Genomic DNA, 17,799 nt, shown 5'->3' with positions numbered 1-17,799 from the left:
TTGGGGAATTTTGCAAAGGTCTCGACCTTTTTGTCTGTCTTCTTCAACGTCTAACTTGAACAACTGACGCAAACCGGAATGCTGCCTTCGGGAGGCGGTTCGGCAAGGTCGGCGAACTCTGCCTGTTCGTCAAAGGGACGGGCGAGGCAGCAGCGCAGGCGTTCGATTTCGCGGTAATCGCCGTTTCTGGCTTGGGCGATGGCTTGTTCGGCAAGGTAGTTGCGCAGGATGTAGAGCGGGTTGGTCAGGTTCATGCGTATTGCGCGTTCGGCGGGATTGCTGTTTTCGGCGCGCAGGCGTTGGCGGTAGCGTCCGAGCCAGCGGATGAAGGCGGGCGGAACGCCGTTTTTGAAGGTTTGTTCGAGTTTGGGCGGAAGGGGTTCGCCGTGTGTATTGCTGACTCCGGACAGGTTTCTAAAAAACAGGGTGAAGTCGGTTTTTTGGTCTTGCAGGGCGGCGAAGAGGTCGGCGATAAGGCTTTCGTCGTCTCTTTTGTCTGCTTGCTGCAAACCGAGTTTGCGGCGCATTTTCTCTAAATAGGTCGTCTGAAAAACTTCTGTCCAGCCGTCGATGAGTTGCTCGAGGGTGTCGTGTGGGACGAGGGTGTCGAAGCAGGAGGCGAGGGCGGAGAAATTCCAATGGGCGACGAAGGGCTGGGCATTGTAGGCGTAGCGGCCTTGGGTGTCGGAATGGTTGCAGACGTGGCGGCGGTCGTAGTCGTCGAGGAAGCCGAAAGGGCCGTAGTCTATGGTCAGCCCCAATGCAGACATGTTGTCGGTATTCATCACGCCGTGGCAGAAGCCGACGCTTTGCCATGCGGCGACGGTATCGGCGGTACGGTTGCGGATTTGTTCCAACAGGGCGGCGTAGGGATTGTCGGCATCTCGGCAGTCGGGGTAGTAATGCCGGATGAGGTAGTCGGCAAGTTGTTGGATTTCGGCTTCGCGGCCGGTGTAATAGAAGTATTCGAAATGGCCGAAGCGCAGAAAGCTCGGGGCGATGCGGGTCAGGACGGCGGCGGTTTCGACGGTTTCACGATAAACGGGGTCGTCGCTGCCACACAGGGCGAGGGCGCGGGTCGTGGGGATGCCGAGACCGTGCATGGCTTCGGAACAGAGGTATTCGCGGATGGAGGAGCGCAAGACGGCGCGCCCGTCGGCAAAGCGGGAGTAGGGCGTTTTGCCTGCGCCCTTGAGCTGCCACTCTTGGCGTTGTCCCGCGGCATCGACGGAGTCGCCAATCAAGATCGCGCGCCCGTCGCCAAGGCGCGGGGTATAGACGCCGAACTGATGGCCACTGTAAACACTGGCAATGGGCGCGGGCGCGTATTGCGGCGCGTTACCGCTGAGGTAGGCAAGGTTGGCGGTCGTCTGAAAATCTGTATCCAAATTCAACTCTGCCGCCAAATCGGTGTTGAAGGCGACCCAGTAGGGCGCGGTCAGCGGCTCAGGGGAAACGCGGGAATAGAAAAACGGTGGGAGTTCGACGAACTGTTGGGTAAGCAGGGGGAGTGTGTGCATGGGATTCCTGACGGGCGCGGGCGGGTTTGTATAACGCGCGGGTATGTTTATTGTGTTTTAGAGTTGGATGCTGTGTGTTTGGTTTTCAAGCATTTTTAAAACAATGCCTGCTGCCGTTGTTTCAAATAATCTGCCAGCGGTTTGGGCAAACCGTAATCCGCCAGATTTTCGGGTTTCACCCAGAAGCGGTTATCTTTTGATGCGTTTTCAGAACGGGGCAGCGTGTCGGGCGAACTGATTTGCGCTTCAAACGGCGTAATCATCAATAAACGATGCGTCAGGCGGTGGGTGAGGGCGGGTTGCTCGGAAAGGTCGTCCCACGGGGAGACTGCGCACTCTGAAAAAATGCCGAGCTTTTCGGCGCAAGCGTATGTTTCGTTCAGGGTTTCAAAACACGGCACGCAATACAGCCCGCCCCAAATGCCTTTGGCGGGGCGTTTTTCCAGCAAGATTGCGCCGTCTTGGTTGCGGACAATCAGCCAGTAAAGCGGCAGGGTTTGCACTTCAAGGGCGATTTTTTTGCGCGGCAGCTTGGCGATGCGGTTTTGCTTTTTCGCTTCGCAGATGTCCGCCATCGGGCATTGATGGCACAAGGGTTTTGTTCGTTTGCACACGGTTGCGCCTAAGTCCATCAAGCCCTGCGTATAGGCGGGCATATCGGCGTTTTCAGACGGCAGCAGGCTTTCGGCAAGCGTCCAGAGCGAGTTTTCAAATTTTTTGTCCTGCGGATTGCCGTCGCGGGCGAATACGCGGCAGAGTACGCGTTTGACGTTGCCGTCCAAAATGGTTTCGCGGCGGTTGAAGGCAAAGGCGCAAATAGCGGCGGCGGTGCTTCTGCCTACGCCGCAGAGGGTTTCCAAGTCTTTGCGCTCTGACGGAAACGTGCCGCCGAATTGTTCGACGACTTGTTGCGCGGCTTTGTGCAGATTGCGCGCGCGGCTGTAATAGCCCAAGCCCGCCCACAACGACAACACTTCGTCTTGCGGCGCGGCGGCAAGTGCCTGTACGGTCGGGAATTTTTCCAAGAAACGCGGATAGTAGTCCAACACGGTGGCAACCTGCGTCTGCTGGAGCATAATTTCGGAAAGCCAGACGCAATAAGGGTTTTGCACCTGCCAAGGCAGGTGGTGCCTGCCGTATTGTTTTTGCCAGCGGATGAGCCGTTCGGAGAAGGGGATGGGTGTGTTCATTAATATCAATCAGTGGTTTTATTTATATTGAAAACAAAATGTTATGGTATAACATTGTGAAAATAATTCTTATTGACTTATTTTTTTTAGGGGTATATAACTCATATAAGGAGACTTTGTTGCAGTATTGAAATTATTTATCAACAAGCAAGGAGTATCAGCATGAAAGCAATGGTTTATCACGGCGCAAACGACATCCGTTTTGAAGAAAAAAACCGCCCGCAGATTATCGATCCGACCGATGCGGTGGTGAAAATCGTCAAAACCACGATTTGCGGTACAGACTTGGGTATTTGGAAAGGCAAAAACCCCGAAGTCGCCGACGGCCGTATTCTCGGCCATGAAGGCATCGGTATTGTAGAAGAAGTCGGCGAGGCTGTAAAAAACATTAAAGTCGGCGATAAAGTCATTATTTCATGCGTCAGCAAATGCTGTACTTGCGACAACTGCAAAATCCAACTCTATTCACACTGCCGCAACGGCGGCTGGATTTTGGGCTACATGATCGACGGCACGCAAGCCGAATACGTCCGCACGCCTTATGCCGACAACAGCCTTGTTCCGCTGCCCGACAATGTCAACGAAGAAGTCGCCCTGCTGTTGAGCGACGCCTTGCCGACCGCCCACGAAATCGGCGTGCAATACGGCGATGTCAAACCCGGCGACACCGTCTTCATCGCAGGCGCAGGTCCTGTCGGCATGTCCGCCCTGTTGACCGCCCAACTGTACAGCCCTGCTGCCATCATCGTCTGCGATATGGACGAAAACCGTTTGAAACTGGCGAAAGAATTGGGCGCAACCCATACCGTCAGCCCTGCTTCAGGCGACGTATTCAAACAGGTCTTTGCCATCGTCGGCGACGACGGCGTGGATTGCGCCATCGAAGCCGTCGGCATCCCCGCCACATGGAATATGTGTCAAGACATCGTCAAACCGGGCGGTCATATCGCCGTTGTCGGCGTACACGGTCAATCCGTTGATTTCAAACTCGAAAAACTCTGGATTAAAAACCTCGCCATCACAACAGGTTTGGTAAACGCCAATACCACCGAAATGCTGATGAAGGCAATTTCCAGCAGTGCCGTCGATTACACCAAAATGCTGACCCACCGTTTCAAATTCAGCGAATTGGAAAAAGCTTATGATGTGTTCAAACACGCCGCCGAAAACCAAGCCATGAAAGTGGTTTTGGAAGCGGATTGATTTGAAACAGATTATTGAGTTACTATAGTGGCTTAACTAAATCAGGACAAGGCGACGAAGCCGCAGACAGTACAGATAGTACGGCAAGGCGAGGCAACGCCGTACTGGTTTAAAGTTAATCCACTATAAAAAGATAGAGGTCGTCTGAAAACAGATTTTCAGACGACCCCTTTATTTATGGGGCTGATGTTTGGTTCAAATGGAGCGATTTTTTAAAGTCCATTCACGATAAATCTTGCCGTTCCCATTTTCAGACGACCTTTCGCCATCTATCCGTAAATTTTTTCCCTCACATCAACCAAAGCCGCCAACGCTGAAGCGGCATTTACCGTTTCGGGCAGGTCGGCAGCCTCAAACGCTGTTTCCACTTCCGCCATCAGCCGTTCTGCTTTTTCCAGCAGTTCTTCGTAGGAGGATTCGCCGCGTTTGATGGCGAGCAGTTCGTCGCGGTTGGGGCGGCGCGGGCGGATTTCGCCGTGGCGGGCGATGTCGCGGGCGGTTTCGAGCAGGCGGAAGGTGTGCATCATGTTTTTGGCGTCGTAGCCCTGTCCGTGTGCCTGCGTGCCTTGGTAGCGCGTTTCGTTGCGTTCCGCCAGCCATTGCTGATAGGAGGCGTATTCGCGGCAGTAGCTGCTGTATCCATCTTGGTTGAAGGAGAGGTAGGCAAGCGGGGTTTCGCCTTCGGGAACGGAGCTGAGGGAGAGGTTGGTGGCTTCGGGTTTGAGCGCGATGCCGTGGTAGCCGCGCATGCCGTCGGGGTCGTAAAACAGGGCGTAGAGTTCGCGGGCGTGGGCGATTTTGACCAAACCGACCCGCCGCTGCTCCATTTCGCGTTGCGCAAGCCAGTGTTGCAGCGGCACGGTTTGCGCGTCTTCTACGATGTGGCAGAAATCAAGCACGCTTTTCTTTTCAGACGACATCGGGTTGCTGATTTTCTTGTTCAGCCCGCGTGCTTTTTTGATTTGCCCGTAGGCGTATCCGGCGAAACTTTGGCGGCAGGCTTTGGACACAAACCATTCGGTTTTGAACGCGTCCATCAGCGGCGAGCGGTAGCGCACGCAATCGGGCGGCGAGGCGAGCAGTTCCAGCGTGTTCGGGTTGCTTTGCAGCAAAAGCTCGATAAACCGCCCCAGTTCGTAATAAACGATGTCGTTGGTTTCGTTGCTGATTTGCGGGACGTATTCCATGCCGTAAAACATGGATTTGGGCAGGTAAAACACGCCTTTGATGTCGGTATCGGATTCGGGCGTCGCCAAACCGTAGGCGCGGCTACCGGAAACGGCTTCGAGTAAAAGCAGGTTTTGTGTGTGCAAATCTTCGATGGTAAGCATTTTCAGACGACCTTTTGTAATTGATGGGTGAAACCTATTCCAGCCAAGCCAAATATTGCGCCTGCGTCAAAATTTTTGGCGCGGCGTTTTTTTCTTCCAATAGCGGTGCGGTATAGAGCAAATCCGTGCCGCGCCACGCATGGAAATCTATTTCTCCATCGTAATCATCCCAAAAATTTGGGATATATTCATAGAGCGCATCGGTCATGCGTGGAGGGGCAGACATTGGGTTGCTGAAATCTGCCAGCAGCAGGGCATAAGGTGCAGCCCAATAACAGCCACCTACTGCCAGCATATCGTTGGCGGGATTGTAATGCGCTTCCGTCCAGATAAATGTTTCCGTACCGTCCAGCGCGGCGCGCGGCAGGTACTGCATGATTTCCCCCGTGGCAAAGTCCAGCACGCTGTATCCGTACAAATCCTGGCGGAACAATAAATAATCCCTGCCGTTGCTGTGGGTGATGTATTGGTAAAACGCGGCGGAATCGTCCAGCGATTGCCATTGAGTCACCGTGTCGCCTTCCGAATCGTGTAGCCGACACAGGCTGCCGCTCAAATTGCGTCCGTCCGCTTTACCGGAGTAACTGTCGATGTGCAGCGTATGTTGCGTTGGAAATGTCAGCATATGCTGCTCGGTACGGTTCTGCGGAGAAAACAGGGGCTGCGCAGCCTGTTGGATGGCGCGGTATTCGTGGGATTGGGCAGCGTTGGTGCGTGGCATATTCCGGATTTCCGTATGATTTGTTCAATAATAAGATTTCAGTCTGGATACCTGTATCCGACAAAATCCTTGAAGCTCCTGTTATTACCATCCATTTTCACAATACCCAAAATGTCAGATTTGAGAATTCGACCTAACTGTTGTACAGGCTGCTTTTTGTTTTACGGATAAACCGCCGCCAAAGTTTCGCGGAACAATGCGTTCAACGGCCCGCTGTCGGCAATTTGGAAGGCAGGGGCGGACAATTCGGAAACTTCGTTATATAAATCAACCGTCAGTCGTTGCAATTCGGGCGACAGCGTATGCAGGTAACTTTCATCCTGTTCCGCCTTGATGGCCACTAAATCGGTAATTTGGGCGGCGCAGTCCGTTTGCCATTCGCTCATCAGTTCCGCCAACGTCATCGGAGGGATGCCGCCTTGTTTGACTGCCCACCGTGCCGCGAGCAGCGGGCGCAAGACGTAAAACCATTTTTTCAGTTTGACGGGGTGCGCCAAATCCATGGCTTTCAAAGCGTTGCCCGCGATGCCGCGATAATGGTGCAGCAGCGCGGCGGCTTGGACGTATTGCGGCGCAAGCGCGTTCAGACGGCCTGTGAAATCATCGTCCTGCGTATAAATAATCGGCGAACGCAGCCATTCGAGCAGCGTGGCATTGCTTTTCCGCAGCAGGCGCAACGCTTTGCGGATGTCCCAGCCGCCGACGTCAAACCATTGGTTTTCGATAAATTCAAAGGTGTCTTTTGCTTCGTCGATTTGCAGATAATATGGCTGCGGACGGATATAAATGGCGCGCACGTCGTAATCGCTGTCGGGCGAGGCAAAGCCCCATGCGCGGCTGCCGCTCTCTACCGCCAGCAGGAAATGCAGCGGCTCGGTATGGGCGATGTGGGTGAGTTTTTCTTGAATGGCTTGTTTCATGATGTTTCTTTTAATAGAGGTCGTCTGAAAACCCTAAAAACCGGTTTTCAGACGACCTTTGCTTTTGATGGATGGTTGATGTGGCCGAATCAGTCTTTCAACCTGAATTCCGCAGAGCGTGCGTGGGCGGTCAGGCTTTCGCCGTGTGCCAACACGCTGGCGATTTTACCCAGTTTCTGCGCGCCTTGTTCGGAGACTTGGATCAGGCTGGAGCGTTTTTGGAAGTCGTAAGTACCCAGCGGCGAGGAGAAGCGGGCGGTGCGGCTGGTGGGCAGGACGTGGTTGGGGCCGGCGCAGTAGTCGCCGAGGCTTTCGCTGGTGTAGCGTCCCATGAAAATCGCGCCGGCGTGGCGGATTTTTTTCGCCCATTGCTGCGGGTTTTCTACCGACAATTCCAAGTGTTCGGGGGAGATGTAGTTGGCGATTTCGCAGGCTTCGTCCAAGTCTTTGGCGAGTATCATCGCGCCCCTGTTGCCGAGCGAGGCTTCGATGATGTCGCGGCGGGGCATGGTTTCGATGAGGCGGTTCATGGCGGCTTGGACTTCGTCGAGATAGGGCTGCGACGTGCCGATAAGGATGGCTTGGGCGATTTCGTCGTGTTCGGCCTGGCTGAACAAATCCATCGCCACCCAGTCGGCGGGCGTGCTGCCGTCGGCGATGACGAGGATTTCAGACGGCCCCGCCACCATGTCGATGCCGACCACGCCGAACACGCGACGTTTGGCGGCGGCGACGAAGGTGTTGCCCGGGCCGGTGATTTTATCGACCTGCGGTACGGACTCAGTGCCGTAGGCGAGGGCGGCAACCGCCTGCGCGCCGCCGACGGTGAAGACTTTGGTGACGCCCGCGACGAAGGCGGCGGCAAGTACGATGTCGTTGCGTTCGCCTTTGGGCGTGGGGACGACCATAATGATTTCTTTCACGCCTGCGACATGGGCGGGCATGGCGTTCATGATGACGGAACTCGGATACGCCGCTTTGCCGCCGGGAACGTAAATGCCGACGCGGTCAAGCGGTGTAATTTGTTGTCCCAACAGCGTGCCGTCTTCGTCTTCGTAGGTCCACGATTCCATTTTTTGGCGTTGGTGGTAGCTTTCGACGCGTGCGGCGGCGGTTTTCAAGGCGGTTTGAATTTCGGGCTGCAAACGCTCAAACGCGGCCTGCAAATCGTCTTGAGTGAGGATGAGGTCGGTTATGGTTTGGGCGGACGTGCCGTCGAAGCGGTTGGTGTATTCGATGAGTGCCACATCGCCGCGCTTCTGCACATCGGCGCAGATGTCGGCAACGATGCGGTCGATTTCGGGATTTTGCGCGGTCTCAAAAGCCAGTAGGGCTTTGAGTTCGATTTGGAAATCGGGCGATTGGGTGTTGAGTTTTTTCATGATTTGGTTTTCTCCTTTGATATTTTTGGACTTGGGGTCGTCTGAATATTTTCTTGTTCAGTCTCGGTTTTGGGTCTGATATACGCTTTTTCTCCCCCGCTACCAAACTTCAATTCGGGTAGGCATTTTTGTTGTAGACCGAGTTTGGCTAATACCTCTTCGCTACGAGAGGTAGTATGGAAACGGTAACGGGTTTGTTTTCTGCCGTTTTTGGTTTCCTCAGTCATTGTTTCAAAGCCGTCCACTTCGTACGCGCTGACAACAGCGTTTTGCAGTCCGGTGTGAACGCCGATAACGTATTTCACTTTTGAAGCGACGTCTTTACCGATAACCCAGTTGCCCAACGTGCGCGATTTGAGGTTGGCATCGTCTTGGTTGTCGAAGCTGTAGTCCGATTCTTCGTCAGTGTCTAAATCGAAAGCATTGTGGATTTTGATGGCGAGAATTAGCTCGTTGGAGTTGATCTCATCAAGTGGGAGAGGGGAGAATCCAAAGCGGCGATCCAGTTTTTCTACGCTAATACCACCCGGACCATGTCCAGCAATTTTATTTTTGAGTTTTTTACCCAAGACAGATTTAACAAAATGAATTAAGGCAGATTCGGCGGCTAGCGCTTCTGCTTCAGTCAGATGATAGCTGATGATATAGCGGCCGAGTTTTTTGCATTTGGCAATGGCTTTGAGTTTCCGATCGACAATCTCGCCGGAGACTGGGTCTTGTGAACGGCTGGCAACCCATTCATGTTCGAAGATACGATTACCGCAGCCTTTGCCGATGTAGAGAATTTTGTCTTTTTTCAGGTCGGTCAGGCAATAGACGTAAAACCGACGCTCTCCGTTATTCAAAACGGACAGGGTTGAATCTGAAAATTTTTTTATTTTTGCAACCATTTTAAATCCTCCTATACAGTTTACTGCCGGTGGTATTTTCAGACGACCTGTCGGCGGGAGAGGCTAGGGTCGTCTGAAAACGCATCTTCATTCAAATGAACGCTCACCCCGCCTTCGCTGCGCTGCCGAACGCCTGAATAATCGGCTCCAGCAGCGCGTGTTTCGTTTTCAATGCGGCTTTGTTGACCACCAGACGGCTGGAAATATCGACGACGTGTTCGACCGCTTCCAAGCCGTTCGCCTTAAGCGTGTTGCCGGTGGAGACCAAATCGACGATGGCGTCGCTCAGGCCGACCAGCGGCGCAAGCTCCATCGAGCCGTAGAGTTTGATGATGTCAACGTGTACGCCTTTGCCGGCGAAATGCTCGGCGGCGATGTTGGGGTATTTCGTCGCGATACGCAGGCGGCTGCCGGGCTGCGAGGCTGCGGCGTAGTCGAAACCTTTGCGGACGGCAACCATCATGCGGCATTCGGCGATGTGCAAATCCAGTGGCTGGTAAAGCCCGCTGCCGCCGTGTTCGATTAAAACGTCTTTGCCCGCGATGCCGAAGTCTGCCGCGCCGTATTGGACGTAAGTCGGTACGTCGGTGGCGCGGACGATGACGAGGCGGATGTTTTCATGGTTGGTGCCGATAATCAGCTTGCGCGATTTTTCGGGCGCTTCGGCAGGAATGATGCCCGCCGCCGCCAAAAGCGGCAGCGTTTCTTCAAAGATGCGCCCTTTGGACAGGGCGATGGTCAGTGTGTTTTCAGTCATTGTTGTTGTGTGCCGTCAGACTTCGAACCTGTATCAAGCAGGCGGTCTGACTTTCTCCACTATATGTTTCAGATGGGAAAAAGGTCGTCTGAAAACCGCGACCGGCATTCAGACGACCCCATGCGGATCAAAGCAGTTTTTTGATGTCGGCGGCAATGGTTGCCGGCTCGCTGCCGTAACGCGAGAAAATCGCCACTTCGCCGGTTTTATCAATCAGATACGCGCCGGAAGAGTGGTCAACCAAATAGTTTTCGCTGTCTTCTTTTTGATTGACTTTGGAGGACACCACGCGGTATTGCTGTTTGATGACCGGCAGGCTTTGGTCGCCTGTCGCAGTCAGACCGATAAATTCAGGATTGAACTGTTTGACGTATTTGCCGATGACTGCGGGCGTGTCGCGCTCGGGGTCGATGCTGACGAACACCACTTTCACATCTTTCGCCTGATCGCCCAACTGTTTCAATGTGTCGCTGTAAGTCAGCAATTCGGTCGGACAAACGTCGGGGCAGTGCGTATAACCGAAGGACAGAATCACAACTTTGCCTTTCAGGCTGCTTAAGCTGAACGGCTTGCCGTCGCCGTCGGTCAGCGTGAAATCGCCGCCGATGTCTTCTTTACGCATATCCGTTCCGGGCGCTTGCGGTGCGGGCGCGGTAGCGGCAGGTGAGGATGCGGCGGGAGCGGAAGCAGGCTGTTCGACCGGAGCCGCTGTTGAAGAAGCGGCTGAAGCAGGGGCAGGATTTTGTTCCGGCGCTTTGGCTTCTGGTTTGCAGGCAGCAAGTGCGGCAAGGGCGAATGCGCCCAAAATGGCGGTACGGATTGCAGTAGGCATCATAAAAATTCTCCAATGCGGGTATGGTGTGTGAACGTCGTCTGAAAATAAAAAAATGAAACGAACGCTGCCATCTTAGCGCGTTTGCAACATTTAATATAGCGGTTTATGCCGTTTTTCGGCTGAAAATGAATGATGTTTGATATAAGTGGAAAGAGTAGGGCGCGTCGGGAACAAAATAAAATGAATTTAATGTTTTTAAAAATCAAAAATATAAGCAATATGTCTGCAAACAGGGCAAGATTTTGCTTTACAAGCCCGAATACGCCGCTATAATAGCGACTTCTTCACCAGCCCAGGTGGCGAAATTGGTAGACGCAGGGGACTCAAAATCCCCCGCCGCAAGGTGTGTCGGTTCGAGTCCGACCCTGGGCACCACAATAAACCGCTTATCAGCGGTTATTTTTTTGCCTGTCGAAAACTCATATTAGAAGCCAACATTTTGATCAATCAGGATTTTTGTTGGTTTTGCCATGTTCTCAGTATTGGATCAAAACAAACACGCGGTTCAGCAAAAGTCGGATTCATTTACCTCTTATTTCTCCGCTTATGTTGAATAAATACCGCCAAGCCCGTTTTATGACAAAGGTCGTCTGAATAAACTATACTTTCAGACGACCCCTATTCAATCACGGAGCTTATCCATGTCCATCCGTTTGACCACGCTGTCTCTAATACTTGCCGTCTCAGCCTGCACGCCTACCGTTTCCCCATCTGCAGAAACGTCACCAACCGTCACACAATCCGCCATCGATACCGCCTACTGGACAGAACAGCCCTATTGCAGCGGCCGCTATCAATTGCGCCTGCCGTCCAAACGCCGCCATGGCAGTACGCACCTTGGTTACAATGGCTGGAGCGTGATGGTTATGTTTAACGACTGGGATAGAAACGTTAGGACTATCAATAGGTTTAAACGTAGTGGTTATGATGGAACGGATATTGTCGTCGATACCCGTACCCTGATTCCGGATCGGGCGATGATGCAGGTAACGCGAAAAGGATTTGGCTGGGAAGATCTTGTTGGGGATGACGGTATGCCCTACGAAGCCGACTTATATTTCAAGCTGGATAATGATGACGCCTATATCGTACGCAGTTTTTTCTATATCCCTGCCGAAAACGGCAAAGCCCCTGCCAACTGGAAAGCCCAAGAAAAAGAAGCGATAAACACCTTAGAGAAAAAATTCCGCCAAGAAATCCTCAGCGGTTTGAAAACCAGGCAGGAATTTGAAGTGCCAAATAAACACGGTATATGCCTGATAGGCGGTTTTATCGCCGATGACGGCAAAAAACCGTTTGAAGTCCATAGCACCGTCGAATTTGCCAAACAACACGATATGAGTCTGGAAATCATGCACGGTGACGTACTGGAGGCAGGCGAGCCGACGCTGCTGCAGCGTAAGGTAAATCTGGGGAAAGGCGCAATGGTTAAAGCGCTAACCCGCACCATCCGCCAAGGCAAACGCACCATCAACGGCATGTCGGGTGAGGAAAAATTGGTGAAATGGGGCGGCAACAAATATATGTTCTTTTGGGAGCGCGACGGTGGCGATCCGCGCATCATGATGCAGTTTGGCGCGGAGAAAAAAGACGGAACGAAGCGCAGTGAAGCCGAAGTCCTTGCGATTTGGGATACGGTTTTGCCGACTTTGAAGCCTGTGAAGCCATAGCGATGAAAAGGTCGTCTGAAAATGGTTTTCAGACGACCTTTGTTTTGGGGAGGCGGCTCAACGGGTTACGTTGCGCCAGTCACTTTCGAAATAGCTGACGAGGATTTGGTTGTTCAGATAGTTCGGCTCAACCTTGCGCCTTGCCATGTCCGGCGGGAAGCGGAACATTTCGGCGGCGGTTTGGGCGTTCAGATAACGGGTAGGAACGTCGAATTTCTGCGGGACGGGGAATTGCTTATCGAAGCCTGCCAACACAAATCCCCATTCGCCGAAGGAGGGGACGTAAACGTGATAAGGCGCGGTGTAAAGGCCGGCGGCTTCGAGGGTGGCGACGACCGACCAGTAGGCGTTGGGGGCGAAGTAGGGCGAAGTGGATTGGACGACGATTTTGCCCTGCGGTTGAAGATGGCGGGCGACGAGGCGGTACATGGGGACGGAGTAGAGTTTGCCCAGTGAGAAATTGGACGGGTCGGGCAGGTCGATGATGATGACGTCGAATTTTTCAGACGACCCCTCCAGCCATTTGGCGGCATCGTCGTTGACGACGTGCATTTTGGGATGGGACAGCGAGCCTTGGTTGAGCGCGCTTAAGGCGGCGGAGGTTTTAAAAGTGGCGGTCATGTCGGGGTCTAAATCGACCAAGGTAACGTGTTTGACCTGCGGGTATTTCAAGACTTCGCGCGCCGCCAGCCCGTCGCCGCCGCCGAGGATGAGGATGCGGGAGGCGTCGGAAACCATCTGCATGGCGGGCAGGACGAGGGCTTCGTGGTAACGGGCTTCGTCGCGCGAGGAGAATTGCAGGTTGCCGTTGATGTAGAGGCGGGTGTCGTCTTTCCAGCGGGTCACGACGAGCCGCTGGTAGGGCGAGTGGCTTTGATAGACGATAGGATCGCCGAAATAGCTTTGTTCGGCCTTGAAGGAGATGCGGTCGGCGTAGGCGAAGGTGACGGCGAGGACGGACAAGACAATCAGCGCGCGCAGGCGGATGGCGCGGTAGCGGGGCAGTTCGGCTTTGAATACGCGTGCGGTCAGGTAGGCGACGGCGGCGTTGAGGATGCCGAACAAAAGGGCGGAACGCGCCATGCCGAGTTTGGGTGCGAGGAGAAGAGGAAAGAGCAGGGAAACGGCGAGTGCGCCCAAATAGTCGAAGGTCAGGACTTTGGCAACGAGTTCTTTAAACTCTGCGCCTTTGCGGTTTAACACGCGCATGACCAACGGGATTTCCATGCCGACGACCGCGCCGACAATCAGCACGAAGGCATAGAGCAGGGTGCGGAACGGGGCGGCGGAAAGCCCGAAGGCGACGAACAAGGCCAGCGCGGAAATGCCACCGATGATGCCGACCAAAAGTTCGATTTCGATAAAGCGGTGCAACACGTCTTCGTCTTTGATGTAGCGGGTCAGGTGCGCGCCTATGCCCATCGAGAAAAGATAAAGTCCGATGACGGAAGAAAACTGCAAAATGCTGTCGCCCAAAAGATAGCTCGCCAGCGCGGCGATGATGAGTTCGTAGGCGAGGCCGCAACTGGCGACGATGAAGACGGAGATGATGAGGGTGCGGTTGGCGGTCATGGTGTGGGCGTTGTATAGGGGTCGTCTGAAATCTGAAAACGGATGATTCGACAATGGAGGGGCTTGATGTGTAAAACGGTATGCCTTGAACAGAAATGCGTATCCTGCCGCGCTGCCTTGGGTGTTGAATGTATGGTTTTTCGAGTCCAAAACCGTTTTTTAAGGAAGGGCCGGTTTGCGGTGCGTCCCCTTTAATTTCAGATGGCTTAGAGTTGTGGCATAATCCATTATATCAAAATACCGAGGAAGCCCTATCGTGAGTATTTCACTGCCCCAATACCTGCTTTACCTGCAATATATGCTTGCGGGGGTGGCGATGACTGCCGTTTTCGGCGTGGTGTATCTGCGGATTACGCCTGCGGAAGAGTTGCGGCTGATTAAAAACGGCAACCTTGCCTGCGCCTTATCGTTCGGCGGCGCACTGGTCGGATTTTGTTTGACGCTCGCATCCAGCATTGCCCACAGCGTCAGTTTCGTTGATTTTATCCTGTGGGGTCTTGCGGCGGCGGTGATTCAGATTTTGGTGTATTTCGCCGCCACGATGATGATTAAAGGCGCAACGGAAGAACTTATCGGCAACAACGTCGCCGTCGGCGCGCTGTTTGGCGCGGTGTCCGTATCCATCGGCATCTTGAATGCGGCTTGTCTGACCTGATGCTTCTGTTTTCTTGGTTTCAGAAAGTTGAGTGTTTCCATAAACTATAGTGGATTAACTTTAAATCAGGACAAGGCGATGAAACCGCAAGACAGTACAGACAGTACAGAAACCGATTCACTTGGTGCTTCAGCACCTTAGAGAATGTCTCTTTGAGCCAAGGCGAGGCAACGCCGTACTGGTTTAAAGTTAATCCACTATACTAAAAATTTCAGACGACCTGCCTGTCTGCAAGGTCGTCTGAAAAGGTAAACGCACCATCAGTGCATCAGAATGTATATCGTACTTTTACACCAGCTTCATGGGTGTAGTTTTTAGGTTCGGTTGAACCATATATACCGTCTGGCAGATAGACGAGGGCCGTATCCGATTTCTTGACTTTCCAGCCGCGATAAAACGGAACGACGCTTATTTTAGATTCGTTGGCGAATTTTTTAGATACGGGTACTTCGACTTCGATGCCGTGTCCGCTCGACTGTTTCATTTCAATGTCCTGATGGGCGCGATAAGAATGCTGACGGCCTCTCAGGGAATGGTTGTAGGCGATATTGGGTGAAACTTCGAAACCGGCAGGAAGCGCAATGTTTACACCGGCATTGATTTGCGCATAAGTGGTCCGGTTTTTGCGGTCGTAATTGTTGGCTACGACGCGGGAACCCAAATCTTTCAAAACGCGGTGACCCACGCCTGCTCCGGCTGTCAGGCTGACACGGTCGTTAATCGGGTGCGTATATTCATATAAGGCGCGGACATCATAGACGCGGCGCGGAGAGCCGTTGAACGTGGCAGTGCCGTATTCCGTTACATTGCCTCTTCCGTCCTGATACCTTCCTGTGTAATCCGACTTGCCTCGGGAGTAGCGTCCTTCTAATTTTGCCGCATGGCGGTCGTTAAAGCGATATTTGACGCCGCCTGTCAGAGACCACAGGTTTCCCTTTTGACGCATAAGGCGCTCGCCGTCTTTATATTCCCGATAATTCTCTTTGTAATATTCCGTACCCACGGTAAACTCGACAGGACGGGCAGCCTGTGTGCAGACGGCGGCAGACAATGCCAAAACGGCAAAGCAGAAGCGGGTGGTTTTTTGCATGTATATTCCTTTTCTTTGTTAGAATCAATATGATAAGTTAGAGAAATTGCACTAACCATTCTATAATGACCCAACAAAACCCAACAATTACCGCTTGGCGGATATATCAACCGCTCAGATTTTCCATCCGACGATTTTCCCGATGGGCATTTTTCGATTAGTGGCGAAAATCCCCGAAATAGCGCAAACCTGACCGTGTACACAAAGCACAGGCGGCAAGCAGTCCGACGCTATGCCGATATTCTTAGAAATGCCGGTGTTTAACCTGATTTTATAATCGGTTGAAGAAAACATACGTTTTCTGCCCTTATGTCATGTCTACAACCGACAAGTTACCCATTCTTCAAAATAAGGAACCGCAATGTTCAACTTTATCAAGAAACAGTTTATCGACGTCATCCAATGGCCGAATCCCGACGACAGCCTGCTGATGTGGCGTTTCCCGATTGCCGACGAGGAAATCCAAAACGGCGCGAGCCTGACCGTGCGCGAGGCGCAGATGGCGATGTTTGTCGATGAAGGCGTAACCGCCGACGTGTTCGGACCGGGACGTTACACGCTCAACACGCAAACGCTGCCGCTGCTGACCAACCTGAAAAACTGGGACAAGCTCTTTGAATCCCCGTTTAAATCCGATGTTTACTTTTTCAATACCAAACAACAGCTTGCGCGGAAATGGGGTACGTCGCAACCCGTTACCGTGCGCGATGCCGAGTTCGGTGCAGTGCAGTTGCGCTCGTTCGGCATGTACGCCTACCGCATCAGCGATCCTGCAAAATTCTTCAAAGAAGTCAGCGGCGTAGCGGCAGAATACAGCGGTGTCGAGTTGGAAAACCAGTTGCGCAATATCGCCATCACCCAACTCACGGCGGCGTTCGGCAGCTCAGGCATTCCGTTTCTAGACATGGCGGCGAACCAAGTTTTGCTGTCGCAAAAAATCGGCGAATTGCTCGGCGCAGAGTTTGCCAAACTCGGCTTGACGCTGGAAAACTTCACTGTCGAAAGCATCACTCTGCCTGCCGCCATCCAAGAAGCGTTGGATAAGAAAATTTCCATGGGCGTCATCGGCGACTTGGGACGCTACACCCAATACCAAACCGCCGAATCCATCCCGCTCGCCGCGCAAAACGAAGGCGGACTTGCTGGAATCGGCGCAGGCTTGGGGGTGGGCGCAGGCGTCGGTCAGGCAATGGCTGGCGCGATGGCGGGCATGATGCAGCCCGCGGCACAACCGGCAGCACAACCCGCTCAAAGCGTTCAGACGACCTCCGAAGACCCGCAGGCAAAATTGACGAAACTCAAATCCCTGTTGGACGGTGGTTTGATTTCCCAAGAGGATTACGATAAAGCCAAAGCGGAAGTGTTGAAACAGTTGATCGGCTGAGGAAAGAGGTCGTCTGAAAACACTGAGCTTCAAAATATTGGACACTCATAAAAGCCTGCTTTGGTGGATTAAATAAAAAGCTGGGTTCTGTATGTGACAGGACTCAGCTTTTTTATAGTGGATGCAGTTTAAATCGGAGTGGTGTTGCCTCGCTTTATAGTGGATTAAAGTTAATCCACTATAATTCAAAGAAAACGATTCTCTCAGGTATAAAATATTGAATGGACCGGTTGCGTATCATCTGTGCGGTTAGCGACGTTGCCTCCTCGTCTTGATTAAAATTTGTTTACTATAAAACACAAGGTCGTCTGAAAATCAGTTTTCAGACGACGGCGGATTCGCATTTGAAGTGCAACTTTCCATAACAGAAAAAGGTCAGTATGCGGTAGCATACGGCCTTTCCTGCAAGATGCCATGAGCTACACACAACTGACCCAAGACGAACGATACCATATACAATACCTGTCACGCCACTGCACCGTCACCGAAATCGCCAAACAGCTTAACCGCCACAAAAGCACCATCAGCCGCGAAATCAAGCGGCACTGCATCCAAGGACAGCAATACAGCGCCGATAAAGCCCAAAGGCAAAGCCGGCTGACCAAACAGCGTAAGCGAAAACCCTATAAGCTCGATTCGCAGCTCATTCAACACATCGACACCCTTATCCGCCGCAAAC

At 52.9% G+C, this 17,799-nt stretch carries 16 protein-coding genes, 1 tRNA gene and 1 pseudogene; 7 read left to right on the top strand and 11 right to left on the bottom strand.

Annotated elements, in window-relative coordinates:
• Positions 1-50: 50 nt before the first annotated feature.
• Together HMPREF2726_RS05320 and mutY are read right to left on the bottom strand one after the other, a co-directional pair.
• A complete protein-coding gene (locus HMPREF2726_RS05320) occupies positions 51-1,520 on the bottom strand; it encodes a protein adenylyltransferase SelO (RefSeq protein ID WP_009311617.1) in 1,470 nt (489 codons plus the stop codon).
• Between the two features lie 95 nt (positions 1,521-1,615).
• Positions 1,616-2,710: an A/G-specific adenine glycosylase gene (gene mutY, locus HMPREF2726_RS05315; protein ID WP_070602530.1), complete on the bottom strand. Its 1,095-nt coding sequence runs from the start codon at positions 2,708-2,710 to the stop codon at positions 1,616-1,618.
• A 162-nt stretch (positions 2,711-2,872) separates the two neighbouring features.
• Here mutY and HMPREF2726_RS05310 point away from each other — a divergent pair, with 162 nt between their 5' ends.
• A complete protein-coding gene (locus tag HMPREF2726_RS05310) occupies positions 2,873-3,913 on the top strand; it encodes a zinc-dependent alcohol dehydrogenase family protein (RefSeq protein ID WP_009311615.1) in 1,041 nt (346 codons plus the stop codon).
• A gap of 5 nt (positions 3,914-3,918) precedes the next feature.
• A pseudogene (locus HMPREF2726_RS14380) lies at positions 3,919-4,039 on the top strand (IS5/IS1182 family transposase); the annotation flags it as partial.
• Between the two features lie 143 nt (positions 4,040-4,182).
• Here HMPREF2726_RS14380 and HMPREF2726_RS05305 read toward each other — a convergent pair.
• From HMPREF2726_RS05305 to HMPREF2726_RS05275, 7 genes are all read right to left on the bottom strand, one after another.
• Complete coding sequence (locus HMPREF2726_RS05305; protein ID WP_070602528.1) at positions 4,183-5,244, bottom strand: DNA polymerase beta superfamily protein; 1,062 nt, start codon at positions 5,242-5,244, stop codon at positions 4,183-4,185.
• A gap of 34 nt (positions 5,245-5,278) precedes the next feature.
• Positions 5,279-5,965 (bottom strand): cysteine synthase, encoded by a 687-nt coding sequence (locus HMPREF2726_RS05300; RefSeq protein WP_070602526.1) that lies wholly within the window; start codon positions 5,963-5,965, stop codon positions 5,279-5,281.
• Between the two features lie 161 nt (positions 5,966-6,126).
• Positions 6,127-6,885 carry a nucleotidyltransferase domain-containing protein gene (locus HMPREF2726_RS05295; RefSeq protein WP_070602524.1) on the bottom strand — a complete coding sequence of 253 codons (759 nt, stop codon included), beginning with the start codon at positions 6,883-6,885 and terminating at the stop codon, positions 6,127-6,129.
• An 89-nt stretch (positions 6,886-6,974) separates the two neighbouring features.
• Positions 6,975-8,267, bottom strand: coding sequence for a histidinol dehydrogenase (gene hisD / locus HMPREF2726_RS05290; RefSeq protein ID WP_070602522.1), 1,293 nt, complete (start codon positions 8,265-8,267; stop codon positions 6,975-6,977).
• A complete protein-coding gene (locus tag HMPREF2726_RS05285) occupies positions 8,264-9,157 on the bottom strand; it encodes an LEM-3-like GIY-YIG domain-containing protein (protein ID WP_070602520.1) in 894 nt (297 codons plus the stop codon). The genes hisD and HMPREF2726_RS05285 overlap by 4 nt, the downstream gene beginning before the upstream one ends.
• Before the next feature lie 103 nt (positions 9,158-9,260).
• Positions 9,261-9,914 carry an ATP phosphoribosyltransferase gene (hisG, locus tag HMPREF2726_RS05280; protein ID WP_045072884.1) on the bottom strand — a complete coding sequence of 218 codons (654 nt, stop codon included), beginning with the start codon at positions 9,912-9,914 and terminating at the stop codon, positions 9,261-9,263.
• A 127-nt stretch (positions 9,915-10,041) separates the two neighbouring features.
• Positions 10,042-10,749 (bottom strand): SCO family protein, encoded by a 708-nt coding sequence (locus HMPREF2726_RS05275; protein WP_094113219.1) that lies wholly within the window; start codon positions 10,747-10,749, stop codon positions 10,042-10,044.
• Between the two features lie 290 nt (positions 10,750-11,039).
• On the opposite strand from HMPREF2726_RS05275, the gene HMPREF2726_RS05270 reads away from it, so the two are divergent.
• A tRNA-Leu gene (locus HMPREF2726_RS05270) sits at positions 11,040-11,124 on the top strand.
• A 266-nt stretch (positions 11,125-11,390) separates the two neighbouring features.
• Positions 11,391-12,419 carry a T6SS immunity protein Tli4 family protein gene (locus HMPREF2726_RS05265; protein ID WP_009311609.1) on the top strand — a complete coding sequence of 343 codons (1,029 nt, stop codon included), beginning with the start codon at positions 11,391-11,393 and terminating at the stop codon, positions 12,417-12,419.
• A 57-nt stretch (positions 12,420-12,476) separates the two neighbouring features.
• Here HMPREF2726_RS05265 and HMPREF2726_RS05260 read toward each other — a convergent pair whose 3' ends face one another.
• Entirely contained in the window at positions 12,477-13,991 is a 1,515-nt protein-coding gene (locus HMPREF2726_RS05260; protein ID WP_070602518.1) for a polyamine aminopropyltransferase, read from the bottom strand.
• 256 nt (positions 13,992-14,247) lie between these two features.
• On the opposite strand from HMPREF2726_RS05260, the gene HMPREF2726_RS05255 reads away from it, so the two are divergent.
• On the top strand, positions 14,248-14,646 hold the full coding sequence (locus HMPREF2726_RS05255) for a DUF350 domain-containing protein (protein WP_009311607.1): 399 nt from the start codon (positions 14,248-14,250) through the stop codon (positions 14,644-14,646).
• Positions 14,647-14,914: 268 nt separating this feature from the next.
• Here HMPREF2726_RS05255 and HMPREF2726_RS05250 read toward each other — a convergent pair whose 3' ends face one another.
• Positions 14,915-15,736: a DUF6850 family outer membrane beta-barrel protein gene (locus tag HMPREF2726_RS05250; protein ID WP_003777531.1), complete on the bottom strand. Its 822-nt coding sequence runs from the start codon at positions 15,734-15,736 to the stop codon at positions 14,915-14,917.
• A gap of 361 nt (positions 15,737-16,097) precedes the next feature.
• On the opposite strand from HMPREF2726_RS05250, the gene HMPREF2726_RS05245 reads away from it, so the two are divergent.
• Positions 16,098-17,120 carry an SPFH domain-containing protein gene (locus tag HMPREF2726_RS05245; RefSeq protein ID WP_070602516.1) on the top strand — a complete coding sequence of 341 codons (1,023 nt, stop codon included), beginning with the start codon at positions 16,098-16,100 and terminating at the stop codon, positions 17,118-17,120.
• Positions 17,121-17,534: 414 nt separating this feature from the next.
• On the top strand, positions 17,535-17,799 hold a 265-nt coding region (locus tag HMPREF2726_RS05240), incomplete at its 3' end, for a helix-turn-helix domain-containing protein (protein ID WP_148132474.1).

It is taken from the genome of Neisseria sp. HMSC074B07 (genome assembly GCF_001810355.1).
Classification (GTDB): domain Bacteria; phylum Pseudomonadota; class Gammaproteobacteria; order Burkholderiales; family Neisseriaceae; genus Neisseria.
This window is presented reverse-complemented; position numbering and strand designations above follow the sequence as displayed.

Coding starts and splice junctions, on each gene's coding strand:
- HMPREF2726_RS05320 (WP_009311617.1), bottom strand. CDS start 1,520: ATGCACACACTCCCCCTGCTTACCCAACAGTTCGTCGAACTCCCACCG.
- mutY (WP_070602530.1), bottom strand. CDS start 2,710: ATGAACACACCCATCCCCTTCTCCGAACGGCTCATCCGCTGGCAAAAA.
- HMPREF2726_RS05310 (WP_009311615.1), top strand. CDS start 2,873: ATGAAAGCAATGGTTTATCACGGCGCAAACGACATCCGTTTTGAAGAA.
- HMPREF2726_RS05305 (WP_070602528.1), bottom strand. CDS start 5,244: ATGCTTACCATCGAAGATTTGCACACACAAAACCTGCTTTTACTCGAA.
- HMPREF2726_RS05300 (WP_070602526.1), bottom strand. CDS start 5,965: ATGCCACGCACCAACGCTGCCCAATCCCACGAATACCGCGCCATCCAA.
- HMPREF2726_RS05295 (WP_070602524.1), bottom strand. CDS start 6,885: ATGAAACAAGCCATTCAAGAAAAACTCACCCACATCGCCCATACCGAG.
- hisD (WP_070602522.1), bottom strand. CDS start 8,267: ATGAAAAAACTCAACACCCAATCGCCCGATTTCCAAATCGAACTCAAA.
- HMPREF2726_RS05285 (WP_070602520.1), bottom strand. CDS start 9,157: ATGGTTGCAAAAATAAAAAAATTTTCAGATTCAACCCTGTCCGTTTTG.
- hisG (WP_045072884.1), bottom strand. CDS start 9,914: ATGACTGAAAACACACTGACCATCGCCCTGTCCAAAGGGCGCATCTTT.
- HMPREF2726_RS05275 (WP_094113219.1), bottom strand. CDS start 10,749: ATGATGCCTACTGCAATCCGTACCGCCATTTTGGGCGCATTCGCCCTT.
- HMPREF2726_RS05265 (WP_009311609.1), top strand. CDS start 11,391: ATGTCCATCCGTTTGACCACGCTGTCTCTAATACTTGCCGTCTCAGCC.
- HMPREF2726_RS05260 (WP_070602518.1), bottom strand. CDS start 13,991: ATGACCGCCAACCGCACCCTCATCATCTCCGTCTTCATCGTCGCCAGT.
- HMPREF2726_RS05250 (WP_003777531.1), bottom strand. CDS start 15,736: ATGCAAAAAACCACCCGCTTCTGCTTTGCCGTTTTGGCATTGTCTGCC.
- HMPREF2726_RS05245 (WP_070602516.1), top strand. CDS start 16,098: ATGTTCAACTTTATCAAGAAACAGTTTATCGACGTCATCCAATGGCCG.